General features: G+C 41.9%; 1 protein-coding gene. It reads left to right on the forward strand.

The window, feature by feature from the left end:
- Positions 1–98: 98 nt before the first annotated feature.
- Positions 99–22,898 (forward strand): GEVED domain-containing protein, encoded by a 22,800-nt coding sequence (locus ACJZU6_RS17235; RefSeq protein WP_408901497.1) that lies wholly within the window; start codon positions 99–101, stop codon positions 22,896–22,898.
- Positions 22,899–23,046: the final 148 nt, after the last annotated feature.

Below are 23,046 nucleotides of genomic sequence, written 5' to 3' on the forward strand. Positions count from 1 at the left end.
TTCCGCTACTCATTAATACCTATCAATAAATGTGTTTAAATAACAGGCGTGGTTTTTGCATTCTATTTCGTTCCCTGATTAACTACGTTGGTTGAGTTATGGAAAAGATCAAAATTATCCATAGAGTATTAATACTTGTTTGCTTTTGTGGTGGGTTGTTGTTCAACACCTCGATTGCTCAAGCTCAACAGTGTTCTCAAAGCTATGCCTCACCGACAACGTCAGGCGGACAATATTATTTTGATGGTGATGGCGGTAATGGCTGGGGAACTCGAAATATCGGGGTTTATAATACTAATTTAACCGGCGGTACTGGCTCTGGTGGTCGAATAATTATTAGTGCCAATTGGGGGTGGAACAACGGTAATCAGTGGACGGGACGCGGGGACTACACTGAATCTATTACCATTCGATTAAAAGTTAATGGGACAACAGTAGCGCAATTAGTTACGCCAAATGATAGTCAAAATACAGCCAACTTATCGGCTCAGGGTGGCGCATCAATGCAAAGCGGTGGCGGCAATGTTGGTGTCACTGGATTTGATCAATATTCACATGGTTCACAAATATTATTACCTTCTTGGATGACATCGATTACCAGTATTCAAATTGAAGGGACCCAAACACCAGCCTCTGGTGGTTCATCAGCTGGAGCCGGTGATGATGGTGGCGTAAGAGTAAATACATCAGGCTACGCGTGTAACTTTGAAGCGACTGATGCACCAAGTAGTTATGGTGTCGCTCGTCATAATGTCGATTTAACCGGAATTAATTTGCGTTTTGGGACGAATGTCAATTTTGAAACTGCAAATCGCAATAGTACGTTAGCAAATGCAGATTCCTTTGATGATGGTATAACGGGCTTTCCTCAGTCTGAAATTGATGCCGGCACAGGGGCCGTTTCAGTTTCTGCTAGCGTTTATAACAATACCGGTTCACCGCGTACTTTTGTAGGCTGGGTTGATTGGGATCAAGATAATGCCTTTCAAGCTGATGAAGGTGTCGCAATAACGGTCCCTGGTGCAGGCTCTTCTAATGCAGATTGTACTAATACATCAGGATCTAACTTTACGTGTAATGTCGATTATATTGTTGATGTGGCAGATCGAAGTAATACTGGATATTTTTTCTCTCGGTTTAGAATCTCAAATGCGGCATTAACGACGTCAACAATTTCAACCACAGTTGATAGTGGTGAAGTGGAAGATTATCGATTCTGTATTGGTTGTTTTGATATTAGCGGTACAGTTTATTTAGATGAAAATGGTGATAGTGATATTTCCTCTGATAGCGTAACGCCAAATGAAGTAATAGTAAGACTTTATCGAGATGATGATAATGATGGCGTGCCGAGTGCGGGCGATACTTATCTACAGCAAGTGACTACCTCAAGTGGTGCTTATTCTTTCACTGAGCTACCGATTGATACCTATTTTGTCGCAACTGCACCACCGACGAATAGCACTGCGGTTTCTGAACAAACATATGCGGCCAGTAATACCTACACTAATGCTTTTTGTGATAGCAATGGTGATGCAACTTCAGGCGATACACCTTTAACCACTTCTGGCGCTTGTTATGGTGGTATCGATGGCGATCGCGCTGATGTCACCACCAACTCAACTACGCGCGAACACATATCTAAGGTTGATTTATCATTTACTTCAACCAATCAGACCAATGTTGATTTTGGTTTCTCATATAACGTTGTTACTAATACCAATACATCAACGCAAGGTTCTTTAAATCAATTTATTATTAATGCCAACAGAATTGTTGGCGCTAATGAAATGCGTTTTGTACCAACAGTTCCTGCAAACGATACTGATCCTGCTGGCGATTGGTGGGTTGTTTCTCCAACGACCTCTTTAACTACAATATCGGGTACTAATGGCGCAAATACTATCATTGATGGTACGGCATACAGCAATGCTGACGGTACAACGATCATCGATTCAAATTCAGGTAATTATTCAGAAGTGCAAACCGTCGGTAGCTCTGATGGGTGTAGTGTTGAAACCATTCCTGCATTAGCAAAACCTGAATTACAAATTGATATGCCAACTAACGCCAGTGCTTATGCCGCTGAATTATTAATTATTAATGCGGATAATACGACAGTACGAAATGTCTCTCTGACGGGTGGTTCTTTAGGTATTAATATTTACTCGGCGGGCATTACTGACACCTTAATTGAGCAAAACTTAATTGGTATTGATCCTGCGGGTAATGATGCGGTTATTGGCCAAGAAACCTGTGGTACATCATTAGGGTGTGCGGGTATTGCGATTGCAAATGCAGGTAATGGCTCGCTTAATGGTGACAGTGGTATTATTCGTTATAACGCAATAAAAACAGCGCATAATAATATCACCTTAAATAATCTAAATAGCCAAACCAATGTTGTTAATTGGCAAGTAATACAAAATCAATTATTGGGTTCAACCTCGACCACTGCAACACCGTATCACAATGTTTATATTCGTTACGGTGTGCCTGCTTATCTTAATATCGCTGGTAATATAATGCGTGATGCAACCAGTGATGCAATATATCAACGTAATACATCAAATGTTGATTTATTCCAAACTATCACCAGTAATGACATTCAAAATGCGGACGATAATGGAGTGCATTTCCAAAGTGGTCAGCTATCGATAATCGAATGTAATATTATTCATAATAATGGTGATTCAGGGGTTTCTATTGATGGTAATACCAATATTGAAGGGTATTTAATTACTAAAAATAGTTTTGATAATAATACTGATAATGCCATTGACCTTCATAATCTCGCAACGGGTGAAGGCGTTTCATTAAATACTGATTTATGTAATAACGACACCGGAACAGGTGCCAATAATAATTTAGCTCGCCCACAAATTACTTATGCTTTTTTAGAAGGTGCAAATCTACGTGTTATTGGTGATATGTGTGCCTCGGGTGAATTTACTTTTGAAGTCTATAAAGCGAGTGTTGGTACCGGTGAATTGGGTAGTGATGGGTTAAATGCAGGTGAAGGCTTAACATATTTAGGCAGCATTACGGGCCAATCAGGTTCAACGTTTGATAGTTTATTTGCAACGTCGAGCATTAATGTTGGCGATGAAATTACTGTCATTGCTCAACGTACGACAACGGGTGGGAGTGGTGAATTACAAGATACTTCAGAATTTAGTGCCAATATTGTTGTTGATGTTGATAATAAAGACTGGGGGGATGCACCTGATACATCGATGTCAACCGCAATGGGTGATTACCAAACATTAAGAGCTAATGGTGGTGCCAACCATATTGTTATTGATGGTGATACTGATAATAACCCCGATCTGTTTTTAGGGGTGTTATTAGATACTGATATTGATGGGCAGCCTACTACTATCGCCGATGGTGATAATTTAGTTGATCTTGCTGATGAAGATGGCGTGACTGCGAATGGTATTTATGTGCTCAATCGTGACCGTGATATTGAGGTTACAATTGGTAAAGATCCTGATTATGCAGGTACTAGCTTCCATGTTTATGGCTGGATTGACTGGAACCGAGACGGTGACTGGGATGATGCAAACGAACAGATAATTAGTAATACAACTGCCACCGTTGGTATGACAACTTATACCATAACGACGCCTGTGAATGCTATTTTAGGCAATACCTATGCACGCTTCCGGTTATGTTCATCTGGTGATTGTAATACACCGAACGGTTCAAGTATTGACGGTGAAGTTGAAGACTATGGTGAAGTGATCATCAGTATTGATTTTGGTGATGCGCCAGATACTGGTGTGGGAATTGGTACTGGTAATTATCGAACCACGTTAGCTGATGATGGCCCTCGTCACTCTATTGATGATGATTTATTTTTAGGTGCAAACGCAACTGATACCGAAGTTGATGGTTTACAAAATACCACCGCATCAGGTGATAATTCAGACGGTATTGATGATGAAGACAGTTTATTGATTCAACCGTTAACCAGTGGTGCAACGGCTTATAATACGCAAACAACGGTGACGAATACTTCTGGTGCTGACGCTTATTTATATGCATGGTTAGATGTGAACCGTGATGGTGAATTTGATCGTGATGAGTTTATTTCAAATGGTGCAGGTCCAGGTGGCGCGATAGTTGTTGCAAACGGCGTAAGTGCAACTGCGATGCCATTATCTTGGGGGACAATTACACCACCGACTAATAATACCACGGTATATTTGCGTACCCGTTTATCGCCGGTTGCACTAACTGATGCTGTGACAGGGGCTGTTGAAGATCCACGCTCTTATGGTTATGTTGATGGCGGTGAAGTTGAAGATTATGCTCTACAAGTTGCCGATCAAGATTTTGGTGATTTACCAGATAGTTTTGATACGTTAGGTCTTAGTGGCGGTCCTTATCATGGTCTAAGTAATATTAGTAATCTCTATATTGGTAATGCGACTATTGATAGTGATGGGGATGGTCAACCAACGCCAAATGCGGATGGTGATGATCTCACTGGCAGTGATGATGAAAATGCCTTTAGTACTCCAACCCCTATTTTACCGTTAACAGCGACCAATTATTCTGTACAAGTGCCAGTTCGTAATAATACTGGTGTTGATGCTTACCTTTATGGTTGGTTAGATTGGAATCAAAATAACCAGTTTGAAGCGGCAGAATATGTTGCAGTAACAGTACCAACAGGTACAACAGTATCATCACCGATTACATTAACGTTTACGGGTATTTTAGGACAAAGCGATGGTAATGCAGCACTGCGTTTACGTTATACCACCGCAGGGTTAGCTAATACAGGTTGGGGCGGTGCAGCACCTGATGGTGAGGTCGAAGATCATTATGTTCTTGTTGGTAGCTATGATTTTGGTGATGCGCCAGATACTGGTGTAGGTGTTGCTGCTAATAATCACCGTACTTTGCTCAACGATGATGGCCCTCGTCATGGTCTTAACAACCAACTGTTCTTCGGTGCCGCTATTGATGCTGAGCAAGATGCGAATAATCCCGCCAACAGTGCCGATGGTGATGATCTTGATGCCAATGGTGATGATGAAGATGGCGCGCTGTTAATTCCACTTCATTCAAGTGCAACGTCATATGATTTACCTGTTACGGTTACCAATAATACTGGTAGTGATGCATATATTTATGCATGGATTGATTTTGACCGTACAACAGGTTTTGATCGCGATGAATTTGCTGGTGGCTCAGCGGGAGTTCCGATAACCGTACCGACAGGCACCAACAATGGTAACGTCACTATTTCATGGAATAGTTTTCCTGGTATTGCCATTAATACTGATGTCTATATTCGTTTACGTTTAACCTCTGATGTATTAACTGATTCAGCGACAGGCACTGCCGAAGATCCGCGTTCATTTGGTATTGCCACTGATGGTGAAGTTGAAGATTATTATTTACGGGTTGATACCTATGATGGTGGTGATGCGCCAGATAGTTACGATACGTTATATACCAGCAATGGTCCGTCGCATTATCACAATAATCTCAACTTGTATATTCGTGATGCGACTCATGACAATATTCATGATACCGACGGCCAACCAACGCCAAATGGTGATGGTGATGATAACGATGGAACAGATGATGAAAATGCGGATTCTCTAACGCGTATTCCATTATTAGGGGTATTAGATACTACCTATACCTTAGGTGTGCCACTTTATAATGGAACAGGTGCCGATGCTCATCTTTATGCTTGGATTGATTTTAACCAAGATGGTGATTTTGCAGATGCTGGTGAATTTACATCATTAGAAAATCTTGTGAATAGTACCAATACTTCAGCACAAACAACGCCAACAACCGAATTAACTTGGACGGGTATTTCAGGGTTAACTCAAGGTAGTACTTTTGTTCGTATTCGTTTAACCAGTGATATTTTAACGGCCGATGATTGGGGTGGTATCGCTTTAAATGGTGAAGTTGAAGATCATCAAATATTTATTGGTGATTTTGATTTTGGTGATGCACCAGATACTGCAAACGGAGTGAGTGCGAATAATTACCGGACTAACTTTAATGATCAAGGTGCTTACCATGGTTTAGATGCGGCTGTTTATTTAGGTGCTGCCGCGCCAGATACTGAAAATAATGCTAATACACCAGCCATATATGCATTAGGTGATGATCAAGATGTGAACGGTGATGATGAAGATGGTGTCTTTATTTTACCGTTACACAATACCGCAACGACTTATGCTCTTCCGGTAACAGCAACCAATAATAGTGGCGCTAATGCTTACCTTTATGCGTGGATTGACTTTGACCGCAATGGTCGATTCGACCGTGATGAATTTGTAGGAGGCGCGGCTGGTTCTCCAATCACAATAGCAACAGGAACAACAAGTGCCACACTTGATGCCATTTGGGATAGTTTCCCTGGTATTGCGGTGAATACTGATGTTTATGCACGGTTCCGTATTACTACTGATTTATTATCCGATTCAGTAACCGGTACAACGGAAGATCCTCGCTCTTATGGTGGTGTTACAGATGGTGAAGTTGAAGATTATTATATTCGTGTTGATACTTATGATGGTGGTGATGCGCCAGATTCATATGACACGTTATACCTAAGTGATGGCCCTGCCCATTATCATGTTAATGCCAATCTTTATATTCGTAGTGCAACCCATGATGATGCTCATGATACCGATGGTTTGCCAACAGTAGGCGCTAATGGTGATGATAATGATGGTGTTGATGATGAAGATGTTGATTCCTTAACAAAGATTCCATTGCTCGGTGTTTCAGATACGACATATACGTTAGGAGTTCCGCTTTATAATGGAACTGGCGTTAATGCTAATCTTTATGCATGGATTGATTTTAACCAAGATGGTGATTTTGCTGATGCGGGTGAATTTACCTCACTAGAAAACATCATTAATGGTACCAATACCTTAAATCAAACGGCACCGACAACTGAGTTAGTTTGGAATGGTATTGGTGGCTTAACCCAAGGCAGTACTTATGTCCGTATTCGTTTAACTAATGACACGTTAACGGCTAGTGACTGGGGCGGTTTTGCTCTTAATGGGGAAGTAGAAGATCATCAAATCTTTATTGGTGATTATGATTTTGGTGATGCGCCAGATACTACAAATGGCGTTGCAGCTAATAATTATCGAACCACGTTAAATGATGGCGGCCCTTATCATGGTCTGAATAATAATCTTTATTTAGGCGCTGCGGCACCTGATACAGAAAATGACGCCAATGCACCTGCGATACTGGCATTGGGTGACGATGATGATGTTAATGGTGATGATGAAGATGGCGTCTTTATTATGCCATTACATAACTCAGTGACTAATTATGGGGTGCGCTCGGTTGTAACCAATAATACAGGCAGTGATGCATATATTTATGCATGGATAGATTTTGATCGTAATGGTCGTTTCGATCGTGATGAATTTGCGGGTGGTGCAGCGGGCGCGCCGATAGTTGTAAATTCAGGCGTGTCTAATTTTGTCGCCAATATTAATTGGAATAGTTTCCCTGGTATTGCTAATAACACCGATGTTTATGTGCGTGTTCGTTTAACCAGTGAGTTATTAAGTGATGCGGTTACAGGAACAACGGAAGATCCACGTTCATTTGGTGGTGCAGTTGATGGTGAAGTTGAAGACTATTATTTACGTGTCGATACCTATGATGGTGGTGATTTACCTGAAAGCTATCAAACATCATACAGTAACGGCGGTCCAGCTCATTATCATACCAATGCGAATTTATATATTCGAGATGCAACCCATGATAATAATCATGATGAAGATGGACAACCAACGGCTGCTGCAAATGGTGATGATAACGATGGCACTGATGATGAAAATGCTGACAGTTTAGTTCCACTGCCTATTTTAACATTGACGGATACCAGTTATACCGTAGGGGTTCCGCTTTATAACGCAACAGGGGCTGACGCAAATCTTTATGCTTGGTTAGATTTAAATCAAGATGGTGATTTTGATGATGCTGGCGAGTTTGCTTCACTTGAAGGGCTTGTTAATGGAACCAATACTTCAGCACAAACAGCCCCAACGACTCAGTTAACATGGGCTGGTATCAGTGGGCAAACAACAGGTGATATGGCGTTACGCCTTCGTTTAACATCTGATATTTTAACGGCGACAGATTGGGGTGGAATTGCCAAAAATGGTGAAGTTGAGGATCATTATGTTTATGTAGGCGATCCCGATTTTGGTGATGCGCCAGATACCTCTTCAGCAACGGCGGCGAATAACTATCAAACACTCTATAACTATTTTGGCCCTTATCATTTATTCGTAGATGGTTTGTATATTGGTAATACGGCGCCTGATATTGATGATGGAACATTACAAGATATAACCGCAACTGCCGATGATCTTGATGCAACTGATGATGAAGGACCAATTACATTACCGCCATTATTTAATGGTATGGATTCATACAAAATTACTGTGCCAGTTACAAATACGACGGGTAATATTGCTACCTTGGCGGTGTGGATCGATTTCAATCGAAATGGTCAATTTGATGATAGTGAAGGACAAATTGCAGTTGTGCCAACGGGATCAAGTAATACGCCTGTAGAACTTGAGTGGGCGACGATTCCTGCTGTTACCAACAACACAACCTCATTTGTGCGTTTACGTTTAACTAACCGTTTAGTGGGGCAAATCAGTGATATTTCCTCATTAGGTGGTGAAGCGGGTGGTGAAGTTGAAGATCATAGTATTTTCTTTGGCTTACAAGATTTAGGTGATGCGCCTGCGAGCTATTTAGTTGATCCACTGCTTGGTGGCCCACACCATATTATTACTAATAACACCAATTTATATTTAGGTACTTCAACTATTGATGGTGATGAAATTGTATTAGCGTCTGTTGATGCTCTTGGTGATGATAATAATGGTAGTGATGATGAAAATGGTACCAGCCAGCCATTAACTTCAATTCCGATTAACGGTTCAAGCCATAGCTTAGAGCTCACAGTACGTAATACAACCGGTAATGATGCCTATCTAGCGGGTTGGATTGACAGTAACCGTAATGGTATTTTTGATGAAATTGAAGGTCGAGTTGATATTATTCCTACGGCTCAGAATGGTGTTTATACTTATTCTTTCGATTCAAATCAGATGCAAAACCTTTCTGTTGGTAATACCTTTATTCGTTTCCGTTTAACGACCGATCCATTAACAGCAACTGATACTGGTGGTCGTGCATCTGATGGTGAAGTCGAAGACTTTATGATTCAAATCGGTGGTCAAGATTTAGGTGATTTACCCGATACTTCTTCAGCAACGGCGGCAAATAATTATCAAACGAATCTAACCTTTGGTGGGCCTTATCATAATGTTGCCGCTGAGCCTAATTTATACCTAGGCACGGTAGCACCTGATGTTGATGGCGCAACCCCTCAGAGTACAGATGCGACAGGTGATAATATCACGGGGATTGATGATGAAAATGCCTTAGCGAATATTGCCTTACCTGATTTAGATGCTGGTGATAATTACGACACCAATATTACGGTGACAAATAGTTCAACTTCTACCGCATATTTATATGCATGGATTGATTGGGATCGCGATGGTAGTTTTGAAAATGATGAGATTGCACAGGCATCTATTAATAGCAGTGGTTCAACGCAAGCGATAAGTAATGGCGTGATAACCATTCCAGCCAGTACGGGTACAGAAACTTATACCGTTACCTTTACGACAGACACCGCATTAGTAGATGCAAGAACTTATGGGGTACGATTACGATTAACAACGGAGCTACTCACTGATGGCGATGCAACAGCAACTGTTGATGAGCGCTCGTTAGGTGCAGCTCAAGATGGTGAAGTAGAAGACTTCTTTGTCACGGCAGAGAATACTGATTTAGGTGATTTGCCTGATTCATACTTAACTTTACCTGTTAGCGGTGGTCCTGCGCATTACTATGTTAGTAACCTGTATCTAGGTGCTAATAATATTGATGATGACGATCAAGCGTACCCAGATGCAGCGGCATTAGGTGATGATAATACGGGTGTTGATGATGAGACTGGATTAGTTGAGCCATTGACCACAGTTGCTACCAGTATTACTAGCTACAGTGTTGATCTTGCGGTTTACAACTACTCGGGCTCTAATGCAACGTTAGTCGCTTGGTTAGATACCAATCAAGATGGTAGCTTTAGTGCAGATGAGGTTGTCGATGATCTAAATGTCGTTGCGACAAGTACACCATTTAGTAACGCTACATTTGCGTCTGATAATTTGCCAACCAGCAGTAATAACTTAACCAATAAAGTGACATTGACTTGGAACGGTATTTCAGGATTAACACAAGGTTCAATGGGGCTGCGTATTCGTGTTGCTAATACCAGTTTAACCGCCAACGATTGGGGTGGTATTGCCCAAGGTGGTGAAGTTGAAGATTATGTCGTTTATGTTGGTCAATTTGATTTTGGTGATGCCATTGATAGTGCGGCTAACATAGGTGTTAATAACTACCGAACCACTCTGAGTGATAACGGTGCTTATCATGGTATCGATAATACGATATTGATGGGTGCTTTACTCGATAGTGAAAGTGATGCCAATGACCCAACCACTGCCTTTGCTCTAGGTGATAATATTACGGGCAGTAATGATGAAGATGGCGCGTTTATTCCACCATTAAACAACACCAATACGACCTACAATATTCCTGTGACGGTAACCAATAATAGTGGCAGTAAAGGGTACCTGTATGCTTGGATTGATTTTGATCGCAATGGTCGATTTGATCGTGATGAATTCTTTGGTGGTAATACCGCTGAGCCTAGAGAAATTAATACCGGTAACACTAACACAACAACAAACTTAACTTGGAATTCGTTCCCAGGTATCGCTACTGGCACTGATGTTTATATTCGTATTCGTTTTACTACCGATTTATTAGCCGATACTGAACTAGGCACCCTAGTTGAAGATCCCCGTTCTTATGGTGGCGCGGGTGATGGTGAAGTTGAAGATTATTATATTCGAGTAGAAACCTATGACGGTGGTGATGCTCCTGATACTTATGACACTCTATATACCAGTGGTGGACCTTACCATCGTCATAATACCGCTAACTTATATATCAGAAGTAATAATCATGATAACGGTCATGACCAAGATGGTCAGCCATCTAATGGTGCGGTAGGGGATGATACTGACGGTATTGATGATGAAAATGCAGATGATCTTACGCCATTCCCAATTTTAGCCGTTGCAGATACCACCTATACTGTTGGTGTTCCTCTTTATAATGCGACAGGCAGTGATGCACATTTATATGGTTGGATTGATTTTAACCAAGATGGTGATTTTGCTGATGCTGGCGAGTTTACTGAATTAACCTCGATTGTAAATGCAACCAATACCAGTACAAGTGCAACCCCAACAACCCAATTAACGTGGACAGGGATCAGTGGATTAACCGCAGGTAGCACCTATATGCGCCTACGTTTAACTAACTCTGTTCTAACTGCTAATGACTGGGGTGGCGAAGCAATTAATGGTGAAGTAGAAGACCATCAAATTTATATTGGTAATTTAGATTTTGGTGATGCAGAAGATGGATCTGTCGGAACCGCGGGAGGAGCGGGTGATTATCGCTCTCGTTTAGCTGATGATGGCCCATATCATGTTATTGATGCAGATATATACATTGGTAATAGTGTGCCTGATAGCGAAGCAGATGCTAATCCAAGTAGTGGCCCAATTAAGGCTGATGGAGATGATACTACCGGAAGTGATGATGAAGATGGCGTTACATTACGTGCATTAGATAATTCACCTGTACCTAGTAGCTATACTGCTGCGATTAATGTCACCAATAATACCGGACAAGATGCAACGTTGTATGGCTGGATTGATTGGGATCGTAATGGTCAATTCGGTTCAGATGAGGTGGCAGAAGTCATTGTGCCAACAGGAACCAGTGGATCTATTGATATTACATGGAATAGTTTCACCGGCCTTACTTCAGGGTTTACGTTAACTCGCTTCCGTTTAACAACCGATGGGTTGGCTAATCTCAATACGGGGGCAGCAGAAGATACTCGTTCATTATTTGGTGCCAGCGATGGTGAGGTGGAAGATCATTTAATCTATATTGGTGATCAAGATATGGGTGATGCGCCTGATACTTATCAAACCTTAAGTGCCAGTGATGGTCCATTCCACGGACGTAGCAATAGTGCCACCGTTTATCTTGGTACGGCAACGATTGATGCAGACATAGATGGTCAACCAACCAGTGATGCTTCTGGGGATGATAACAATGGCAGTGATGATGAGAATGGTTTATCTCAACCATTAGCAAATATCGCGATTGCAGCCACCTCTTATAGTGTGCCTGTTACTTTACGTAACTCTGAACTTGCCAGTAATCCGGCAACCTTAGTCGCATGGCTTGATACTAATCAAGATGGTGAATTTAGTGCTGCTGAAGTTGTATCAACCATTAATTATGATACGACAGGCGATGCGCCATTTAGCACTGATAATATTCCATACTTTAATGGCGTTAAAACTGCAGTATTAACATGGAATGGTATTTCAGGCTTAACAAATGGCTCGATGGCATTACGTATTCGAATTAGCTACCTGACAGATCTCACCGCTAATGATTGGGCTGGCCAAGCATTAGATGGTGAAGTTGAAGATTACATGGTCTTTGTGGGTGAGTTTGATTACGGTGATGCACCTGATGAGGCTGCGAATGTCGGCGCTAATAATTACCGTACAACCCAATCAGATAGTGGTCCATTCCATGGTGTTGATAGCAATCTGTTTATGGGTACAGTACCAGATGCAGATAATGATGCTCAAACACCGACGATAGCACTTCAAGCATCAGGCGATGATCTTGCAGCTAGTGATGATGAAGATGGCTTAATTTTACCACCATTAACCACAACCCAAGGTAGCTATAGTGCAAATGCTATGGTGACGAATAATACAGGCAGTGATGCTTATATTTATGCTTGGATTGATTTCGATGGTAATGGTCGGTTTGATCGTGATGAATTTGTTGATAATGGTACTGGTACTGGTGGCGCAATTGTTACCTCAACAGGCTTAACAAATAGTTCTGTAGAGTTGGATTGGACGGCAACAACAGGATTAGCCGCGGGTCAAAATCGCTATATGCGTGTGCGTATTACCTCTGAATTATTAGCCGATAGTGCAACAGGCGTTAATGAAGATCCTCGTTCTTATGGTGGCGTATCAAATGGTGAAATAGAAGATCACTATTTATTGAGTGATAGCGTTCGATATGATGGTGGTGATGCCCCTGATTCATACCTTGTTCGTTTTGCTGACGGTGGTCCAATTCATCCTATTAGTACTACGCTACGTTTAGGTACAGCAACCACTGATGGTGAAGATGCTGATGGAAGTAGTGATGCGTTACTTGATGATATTACAGCCACTGCTGATGAAGATGGTATTTCATTACCGACATTAGCCTTAAGCGCAACCAGTTATACATTGGATGCAAATGTACTTAATAATACAGGTGCAAATGCGGATCTTATTGTATGGATTGATTGGAATCAAAATGGTGTCTTTGATGCTGCTGAAGGGCAAGTGATTAGTGCGACTTCAAACGGAACCAATACTGTTTATAACCCTAGTTGGAACAGTTTAACACCTGTGACGGCGGGCTATTATTTTGGACGAGCACGTTTAGCGCCCAATAGTGATGGTTTAACGGTTTCTGATGCTGGTGGCACCGCAACATCGGGTGAGGTTGAAGACTTTAGAATCTCAGTATTAACCGCCCAAGATTGGGGTGATGCCCCAGATGGTTATCATACTTTAGCTACAAATAATGGTGCCAATCATGCGCCTTCAACAAACCTTTATATAGGTACGACAGCGGCTGATGCTGATGTTGATGGTCAACCAAGTGTGGCAGCTGATGGTGATGATAATAATGCTACGGCTGATGAAACTGCCCCTACTTTCCCTGTACTTTCTCCGTCAATGACAACATGGTCATTTGATACCACGGTAACAAATAACACTGGCGGTGCAGCAACACTGCATGCATGGGTTGATCATGATTTAGATGGCGAATTCCAACTTGATGAGTATACCAGCGTTGCGGTTGCTAATGGTGCAACGGATCTTCCAATTAGTGTCGCTTGGACTAATCTATCTAACGCCGAAGGCGGTAATGTTGGTGATAGTTATGTTCGTTTACGTTTAACAACCGATACCTTAGTTGATGATGGCGCGACAGCCATTGATGAACGCTCACAAGGCGCAGCGACTGATGGTGAGATAGAAGATCATTATCATAAAGTCACCTTCCATATGTTAATTCAACAAGATTCAGGTGCGATTGAATATACATTACCCAATACGGCAAATAATACTGTTGCTCTCATGGAAAATAATTATGGGGTTGGTTATGTAACTTACGATCTTCTTGTTCCGACAGATAATATTACCACTGATTTCACGTTACGTGATTATCAATTTATTCTTTATCAATCAGATCTAGCGGGTGGAACTAGCCCTGATACAACCGCTGAAATTGATGCGTTACTTGATTACCGAAATCAAGGTGGTGTACTGCTGTCTCTTGTTGAAGGTGATACGTTCGCTGATGCAACCACGACCCGTATCAATGCATACATGGGACAACAAGTAGGGTTCCCAGGTACAAGTGCAACGGGTTTTGCTGGGTATTCAGGACCAACAACACTACCTCGTTTCCATCCATCTGATGGCCCTGGTGCATTATCAACCCAAGCAACAGTAGCAACGACGGGTACGCTATCAACCATTACAGGTATTGATCATCGTAGTGTGATTTATACGCTGCCAACGGTAACAGGCTCTTGTAATAATGTTGATGCGATGGCGTGGTTGATTCCATACGATCCAACCACAACGGGTGGTTATGGATATCCTCGTACGCATACAGGTCCATGGGTTGGTTCTGGTGAGCGTCAGTTCTATTTCACGCCAAATTACTATTCAAGCAATCTTACGCCTTACCAAGCGTTAATGGATTTTGTGTATGACTACTACGAAGATCAAAGTGCGTTCTTAGCGCGTAATAATTGGTTAGCAGATGATGCCAATGTGAATGGCAATTGTTCAAATACAGAGCTTGATTTTGATGATTTACCTGATTCAGGGGCAGGCACTGCGACAGGTGATTATGTAACAGCCTTCCAATTTGATGGTCCTCGTCACCAACTTGGTGCCAATATCTTTATGGGTACGGCGCCAGATGGTGAAACTGACGCCTATGCAACGGTTGCAGCCAATGGTGATACTGATGATGGTGTCGAGATATTACCGTTATCGAGTACCGCTACTCAATATTCGGTGCGTGTTACTACCACCAATACTACGGGTACCGATGGTAATGTATATGCGTGGGCTGACTGGAATAAAAACGGTGATCTAGAAGCATCTGAAATGCAGACTATCGCTGTTGCTGATGGTGAAACTGATACTATAAAAGTGCTGACATGGCCAATTACCACCGCGATAACTAACGGTGATACTGTTTATATACGTGTGAGAATTTGTAATACCACTACCGACTGTAGCACCGCTATTGGTGAGGCAACCAATGGTGAAGTTGAAGGGTATGCGATTTCGGTGTCAGACAATGTTGATTTTGGTGATGCGCCAGATACGTATTTAACCTTAGCGGGAAGCGGTGGTCCATTCCATTATGGTGATACGTCGTTATTCCTTGGCGATCAAGCCAGTGATGGTGAGCCTGATGGTATACCAACAGCAACGGCAGATGGTGATGATACCAATGCCTCTCCTGATGATGAGGATGGCGTTAATGTCATTTCACCGATAAACATTAATGCGAGTGATTATAGTCTTACCGTTGAAGCGTCAAATACTTCAGGATCAGTTGCTTATCTCGCTGTTTGGATTGATTTTGACCAAAGTGGTACCTTTGAGGCTGGCGAAGGGCAAATTCAAATCGTACCTGATGCCTCTTCAGAAGTGCAATATGTCTTTAATTGGACAGGGCTAACAGGATTAACGGCAGGAGTTACCTATTCACGTATTCGTATTACTAATGATGTGTTAACAACATCGTCAATGGGTGGAATCGCCACTAATGGTGAAGTTGAAGATCATCTTATTGTCATGGGTACATTTGATTTAGGTGATGCGCCAGATACCTATGGAACCGATCGTACTAATGCCAGTGGTGAGGGCATCGGTCCAATGCATATTCCTAGTGCAACCATTTTCCTTGGTACCAATGCTACGGATGCTGAAGCTAACGGCTTTGTGGATGGTATCGATGATAATGGCCTTGCTCAAGATGATGACTTCGCGGGTGTTAATGATGAGGATGGTGTAACTATTCCGGCTGTAATGTCGGCAGAGCCAAGTAGCACAGAAACCTTAACGGTACGGGTACATACTGATGTTGATGCCACTATTTATGCATGGCTAGACTTTGATCGTGATGGTGTGTTTGATGTGGTGACTGAAGCAGCAACGCCAGTGAGTATTACGGCAGTGAATGACGATACTGACGTTACATTAACCTTTACGACACCGAATGATGTGCTTGATGGCGGTAGTTATGTTCGTGTTCGTATTTGTTCAACCACAACGGTATGTTCAACGCCTCATGATGTAGCGAATGACGGTGAAGTTGAAGATCATCGTATCATTCTTGATGTTGCTTATGATTATGGTGATGCGCCTGAAACCTTAGGATATAACACCTTATTTACTAGTAATGGTGCGCGTCATCGCATTGGTAATACGACATTAAGCTTGGGTTCTGTTATTGGTGACGGTGATAGTGACGGCTTTGGTGACGGTGTTGATGATAATGGTGATGCAACCGATGATGATACGTTAAATATCAATGATGAAGATGGTATCTCTACGGTTGGTTTCTTATCTCAAGGTGCTACAAGCTTTACTCAAGATGTGATTTGTAATGATCATAATGGCACCGCAGATATGGGTGCAAATGTTTATGCTTGGGTTGACTTTAATGCTGATGGTGATTTTGCTGATAGTGGTGAATTTGCTCTAGCTGCTTGTACTGATGCCGATGCAGTTACTGATGGTAGTGCGTCATTAAGTTTCCCTTCAATAAATACCACTACTGTTGCAACTGAAACCTACATGCGTCTGCGTATTACATCTGAAACATTAACTGTTGATGATTACAACGGCACGGCTATTAATGGTGAAGTTGAAGATCATCAAATTCCAATTTTAAAAGGACCAATTCAACCAATAACCCCTGCGGTAGTGATAGCGCAATGTTTGAACTCTGGCAATATTGAAGGTGTTTCAGGTACACCTGTTGATATTACGGGTGTGGTTAATACTTATTACCCAGTAACGGCAAATGCATTAACGGGCACGAATAGTATTACGCTTGGTACGGCAACAGGTAATACGACAGAGACCTTAAATCCAGGTGATCGGGTGATGATCATTCAGATGCAAAATGCCTCAATTGATACCACTAATACCGATAGTTATGGTAATGGTGTTGCAGGTGGGTATGCCAGTGGTTGGGTTGATTACGGCACAACGGGTCAATATGAATTTGCGACAGTGGCTAGCTTTACCGATCCGACTTTAGTATTAAGTGAAAATTTAACGAATAACTTTACTACTGACGGAAATAGTTCTTTCCAAGTTGTACGTATTCCAATGTATGAAGATGCACGTTTAACTGGCACGGTTACGTCTGCTGACTGGGATGGTTCTAGTGGCGGTATTGTGTCGCTTTATATTAATGGCACTCTAGATCTTAATGGCAATATTATTGACGTTAACGGTAAAGGCTTCCGTGGTGGTACAAAAAATACCGCCAATGGTATTGCGACCGGACTTAATTACGTTATGGCTGTAACCAATATCGATGGTGGTAAGGGTGAAGGTATTGCAGGAACCCCAGTGAGTCTTGGTGGTTTAGGCTATAGCGATGGTGATAATGGTATCGGCGCGCCAGCAAATGCTGGTGGTGGTGGTAACTTTAATTCTGGTGGTGGTGGTGGTGGTAACGTTGGCCCTGGTGGTAGAGGCGGCAATTATTCAAGTTCAACCAGTTTTTATCCGGGAGAACCAGGTACAGGTATTGGGCTGGCTGATCCTACTCGTTTAACTCTTGGTGGCGGTGGCGGTGCAGGTCAAGAAAATAATGGTGTCGGTCGTGATGGCGCTGATGGTGGTGGTATCGTATATATCACAGCTAATACAGTGACAGGAACAGGTACTATTAATGCCAATGGTAATACTTCACCAAATGCTGGTGGCGATAGCCCCGGTGGTGGTGGTGCGGGTGGCTCTGTATTGCTATACAACACCGATGGTGCATCTCTATCAACACTAACCGTTAATGCTGTCGGTGGTAATGGTGCAAGTTCATCTGGTGGTCATGGTCGCTCTGCTGGTGGCGGTGGTGGTGCAGCTATCTTTAATAGTTCAGGTGCTACTGCTAATGTCAGTGCAGGTACTGCAACATGTTCTGGGCAGTTATTATGTGGCGATGACGGTGGCGATGGTCAAGTGATCAATACTGCGACATTACCAACAGCGCCTGCCGTGTGTAGCTTTGAACTGTCTGGTTTTGTGTTTGATGACAGCAGTACCGCCCCAACTTTAAATGGCATTAAAGATGTAGCAGAAGCGGGTCTTGGTATTGCTGTTCCTGTGATTGCTTATAACACCACAACCAGTGAGTGTTTTGTTGCCACAGCGGATGCAATAACGGGTGCTTACTCAATGACTATTCCTGGTGGAAACTATGAAGTTTATGAAGCAGCACTTGAAACTGATTTAGTTAATCCAACCTGTCCACCAACCATTGGAACGCTAGATCCAAATGCTGGTGGTTATGCTGGTGCGACAATTGGTGATCCAATCAATGTCCATTCTAGCTCACCTAACATTCAATCAGTTGCGTTAACAACGGATGTGAGTGATGTTAACTTTGCTGATTTCACGATTGTGACGTTCCCAACTTGTAGTAGTGATGGTTATTTGTTGCGTAATAGCCCAACCGATATTACTAGTATTAATTTGGCTATGGGGACAGTAACACCGTTATATGATGATGTTCTGCCAACAGGCACTGGTGTCTTTGGTGGTACGGGGTATAACTTTATTACCAATACACTCATCGGCGATAACATTAAAAATAAAGACACTGTTTTAATGGTTGATGGTGCAGGATCTGCCTTCGTGTTACCAATTACAGGAAGTACGATGGCAATCAATAACTATAACAGTGGTGATATCGATGATAACGGTGTTCTATTGCTGATGCATAATAGCGGCACCAGTATGTATCGCATTGATGTTAATCCAAATAGCAGTACTTACTTACAGCAAATTGGTGAAATTACAGTTTCTGCTCCAGTGATGGCTGATATGGCGATTAATCCTATCGACAATATGCTTTATACCTTAACGCCTACGGGAAATTTAGTGAAGTTTGATCCTGTAACAGGGGCGCGAATTAATTTGGGTTACGTTGGTATTAATGGCGAAACTGGCACTGGATGGGGCGCGGTATACTTTGATGATCAAGGCTTCTTCTACGCAGCTCAAAATCCAAATCCTGGCCGTATTGTTCGAATTGATATTTCAGACCCAAGTCTTCCATCTGGTGGTTATAGTGCAGTCAACTTCACTCAGATAAATGCTGCAACCAGCCAAAATGATGGTGTGCGTTGTCGTTTCGCTCCACTGCCGTTAGATTTTGGTGATGCGCCTGAAACTACTGGTTACCCTACAACGTTGGTTAATGATGGTCCTCGTCATTTAACTGAAGAAACAGGGTTATATATTGGTTCGGTAGCGGCAGATAATGAAAATGATGGTCAGCCAGATGCTGATTATGCAGGTGATGATAATAACGGTACTGCTCCTGATGATGAAGATGTATTAAGTGCATTAATTACTGCCGATGTATCAAGTCCTACTGTGACGCAAACCGTTCCTGTGGTAAATACAACAGGCAGTGATGCGTATTTATCTGGTTGGATTGACTTTGATAATAGTGGTTCATTTGATGATGATGAAAGTGCATGGGTTATCGTGCCAAATGGTGCAACATCAGCAACATTGACATGGAATAATGTGGGTACTTCTGGGGCAAATATCAGTAACAGTGTGGTGGGTTATCGTTTACGTATTAGTTCTGATTTTAATACAACAACAAATACGCCACTAGATGCTGATGGTAATGTCTTCCCAGATCCTATTGGGCCAGCACCTGATGGTGAGATCGAAGATTATCGAGTATTAGTGTCAATTTTAAATGGCAATAACACTTGTGACATTATTGTTGAAACTAAAGGCGATAATGTCAGTGGTTATGATTTTGCAGAATTTGATCCAACCACCAATCCTGCTCAGCTCAATAATATTGTGAGTCCGATTACGGTGAATGGTTATCCAAATGCTGGATACTTTAATGCAGTTGGTTTTAATCGTCTCAATGGTCTGTTCTATGGTGTATTTATTGATAGAGATAGTGTTGGTGAAAACATTATGCTGTTTGTTACAGATCGTGATGGCACAGAGTTTGTTTCGCTGGGTACAATTAGAGCTGATGGTCCGCAAACGTTAATCCATTCATCTAATGGTTCTGCAACCTTTAACAATAATCAAATATTCTCTCGTACAGGCAGTGGTACTAACATTGCATTCCCTGTTAGAGGTGACGTATCACCAGATGGCCAATACCTCTATGTGATGAATGGTAATTGGGACTCTCTAGTTCGTATTGACTTAAATACTCAGACGTTTACTACAATTTCGTTATCGTCAATGCCAACCATTGGCGGTGACTTCTCATTCAGTTTGAATGATGGCATGTTATATGGTATCGATTTATCTGGTGGTAATTATGTTCAAATTAATCCAACTACAGGGGCTGTAACAACCAATCCAGTGAACTTTAACGGGTTACTTCCAGTTGCTAATACAGGTGTTGCTGGTTCAGGTGGTACTATTATGGATGATGGTATTATGCTTTATGCCTTTGCTAATGGTGGTGATCACGATACCGATGGTGATAATGCCCACGATCTGATTGATAAGACGGCGGTTTATCAATTGAATGTGATTACTGGTGAGTTGATGTTTGTAACTGAAGGTATTGATATCTCGGTTCAAGGTAATGATGCTGCTGGTTGTTACTACGCACGAGACTATGGTGATGCACCTATTTCTTACGGTGATGCTTTCCATAATTACTCTGATACAGGCAATGATGGTGATGCTGCCTTAGATGGCGATCAAGATCTCACGTTGGGTGCTAATTGGGACAGTGAGTTTGTTAGTCAGTTCTCCCTTGATGCAACAGGCGATGATCTTCAAGCTTCTGATGATGAAGATGGCGTAACTCTTCCTGCTAGTATTACGGTTGCAACATCTACACCAGTCACCGTATCAGTGCCACAAGCTGCGGGCTTCTTAAATGTATTTATTGATCTCAATGGCGATGGTGATTTTGCTGATAGTGGCGAGATGATTATTGAAGACCAATTGATTACAGCTGCCACAACGAATCTTGATTTCAATTTAGATGCAGGACTGACCGCAGGTTATAACGGTGATACCTTTGTTCGTTTCCGTTTATGTAGTACGGCAGCAACGTGTAATTCACCAACAGGTGAAGCCGCTGATGGTGAAGTAGAAGATTACCAATTTGAGTTAATTAATCAGATTGTACTCAGTGGTTTTGTGTTTGAAGATAATGGTATCTCGGGCGCAACCGCGGCTCATGATGGTATTTTTGATGGTGGTGAAGTTGGTATTGGCAATACAGTCGTGCGTGCTATTTATAACGGTACAGGTGCTGGTGGATTTACTACTGGAGACATCGTTGCGACAACAGTGACATCAGGTGATGGTGGTTATCTATTAGTCGTCCCAGTATCACTTGCCAATGAAAATCTTGTACTTGAGGTGGTGAAACAAGCTGATTGGATTGATATTAGTGAAGCGGATGTGTCAGCGCTTACTCAAGTCACCAATACCAGTGTTATTGATAGTCAGATGTTAATTAATGCTGCCGCAGGCGATTATTTAACAGGCTTAAACTTTGGTAAGGTGAAAGAACCACGTATGGAGCCTGATAATTTCACTGAAATTGAGCCGGGTAAGGGAGTCCTCTTTAGCCATAAATTTACAGCTGAAACTGCAGGTAGTGTTAACTTTACTGTTATGAATATTTCTACTGAGCCAGCAAATGACGGTTGGAGTGCAATACTGTATCAAGATAATGACTGTAATGGTTCAATTGATGGCGCGGATAGTCAGATAGTTAACCCTGTTGCTGTAAGTGGTGATAGTAGTGTTTGTTTAATCAGTAAAGTATTTGTTCCTGCTGATGCACCATTAAATGCACTTTATCATTATGATATTCAAGCGGATATGACGTTTGAGGATAGTGTTGCAACAGGGCATGGAATCACTCGACAAGTGATAGATACTGATACTGTTCGTGCAACGTTCGCGGGTGCTGGTGAGTTGAAACTCAATAAGACAGTCGAGAATATCACTCAAGGTACTGGTGTAAGTACCAGTAATGACGGTAAACCGGGTGATATTTTAGAATATTCTATTGAGTTTACCAATGTGGGTAGTGGACCAATAACAGAAGTCACAATATTCGATACTACACCTGTTTATACGGATTTAAATCTAGCGATTGATTGTACTTCTGGTGTTCTACCTGCTGGTTTAACATGTAATGTATTAACACCAAATGGTGCAAATATTGCGGGTTATGAAGGTGAAGTACGCTGGGAAATGACCGGAGCCTTAAATCCTAGTGAAACTGGAACTGTTATTTATCAAGTTACTATCAAATAGTGGAAACAGTACTCATGTTAGCTAATTGCTAGCATTAGTCATTACTTCCATTCAATAGTAAATGGCTTATATAAGAATGCTGTGGTGATTAATCTCACCACATTCATTCCTTAAGTAACTAATACTCGTTAGCCTGATAGAAAAATGT

The organism is Photobacterium piscicola (assembly GCF_046058925.1).
In the GTDB taxonomy this organism is placed as follows: domain Bacteria; phylum Pseudomonadota; class Gammaproteobacteria; order Enterobacterales; family Vibrionaceae; genus Photobacterium; species Photobacterium piscicola.

Bases quoted from the DNA above. Each gene is read 5' to 3' on its own strand.
- ACJZU6_RS17235 (WP_408901497.1), top strand. From the start codon at position 99: ATGGAAAAGATCAAAATTATCCATAGAGTATTAATACTTGTTTGCTTT.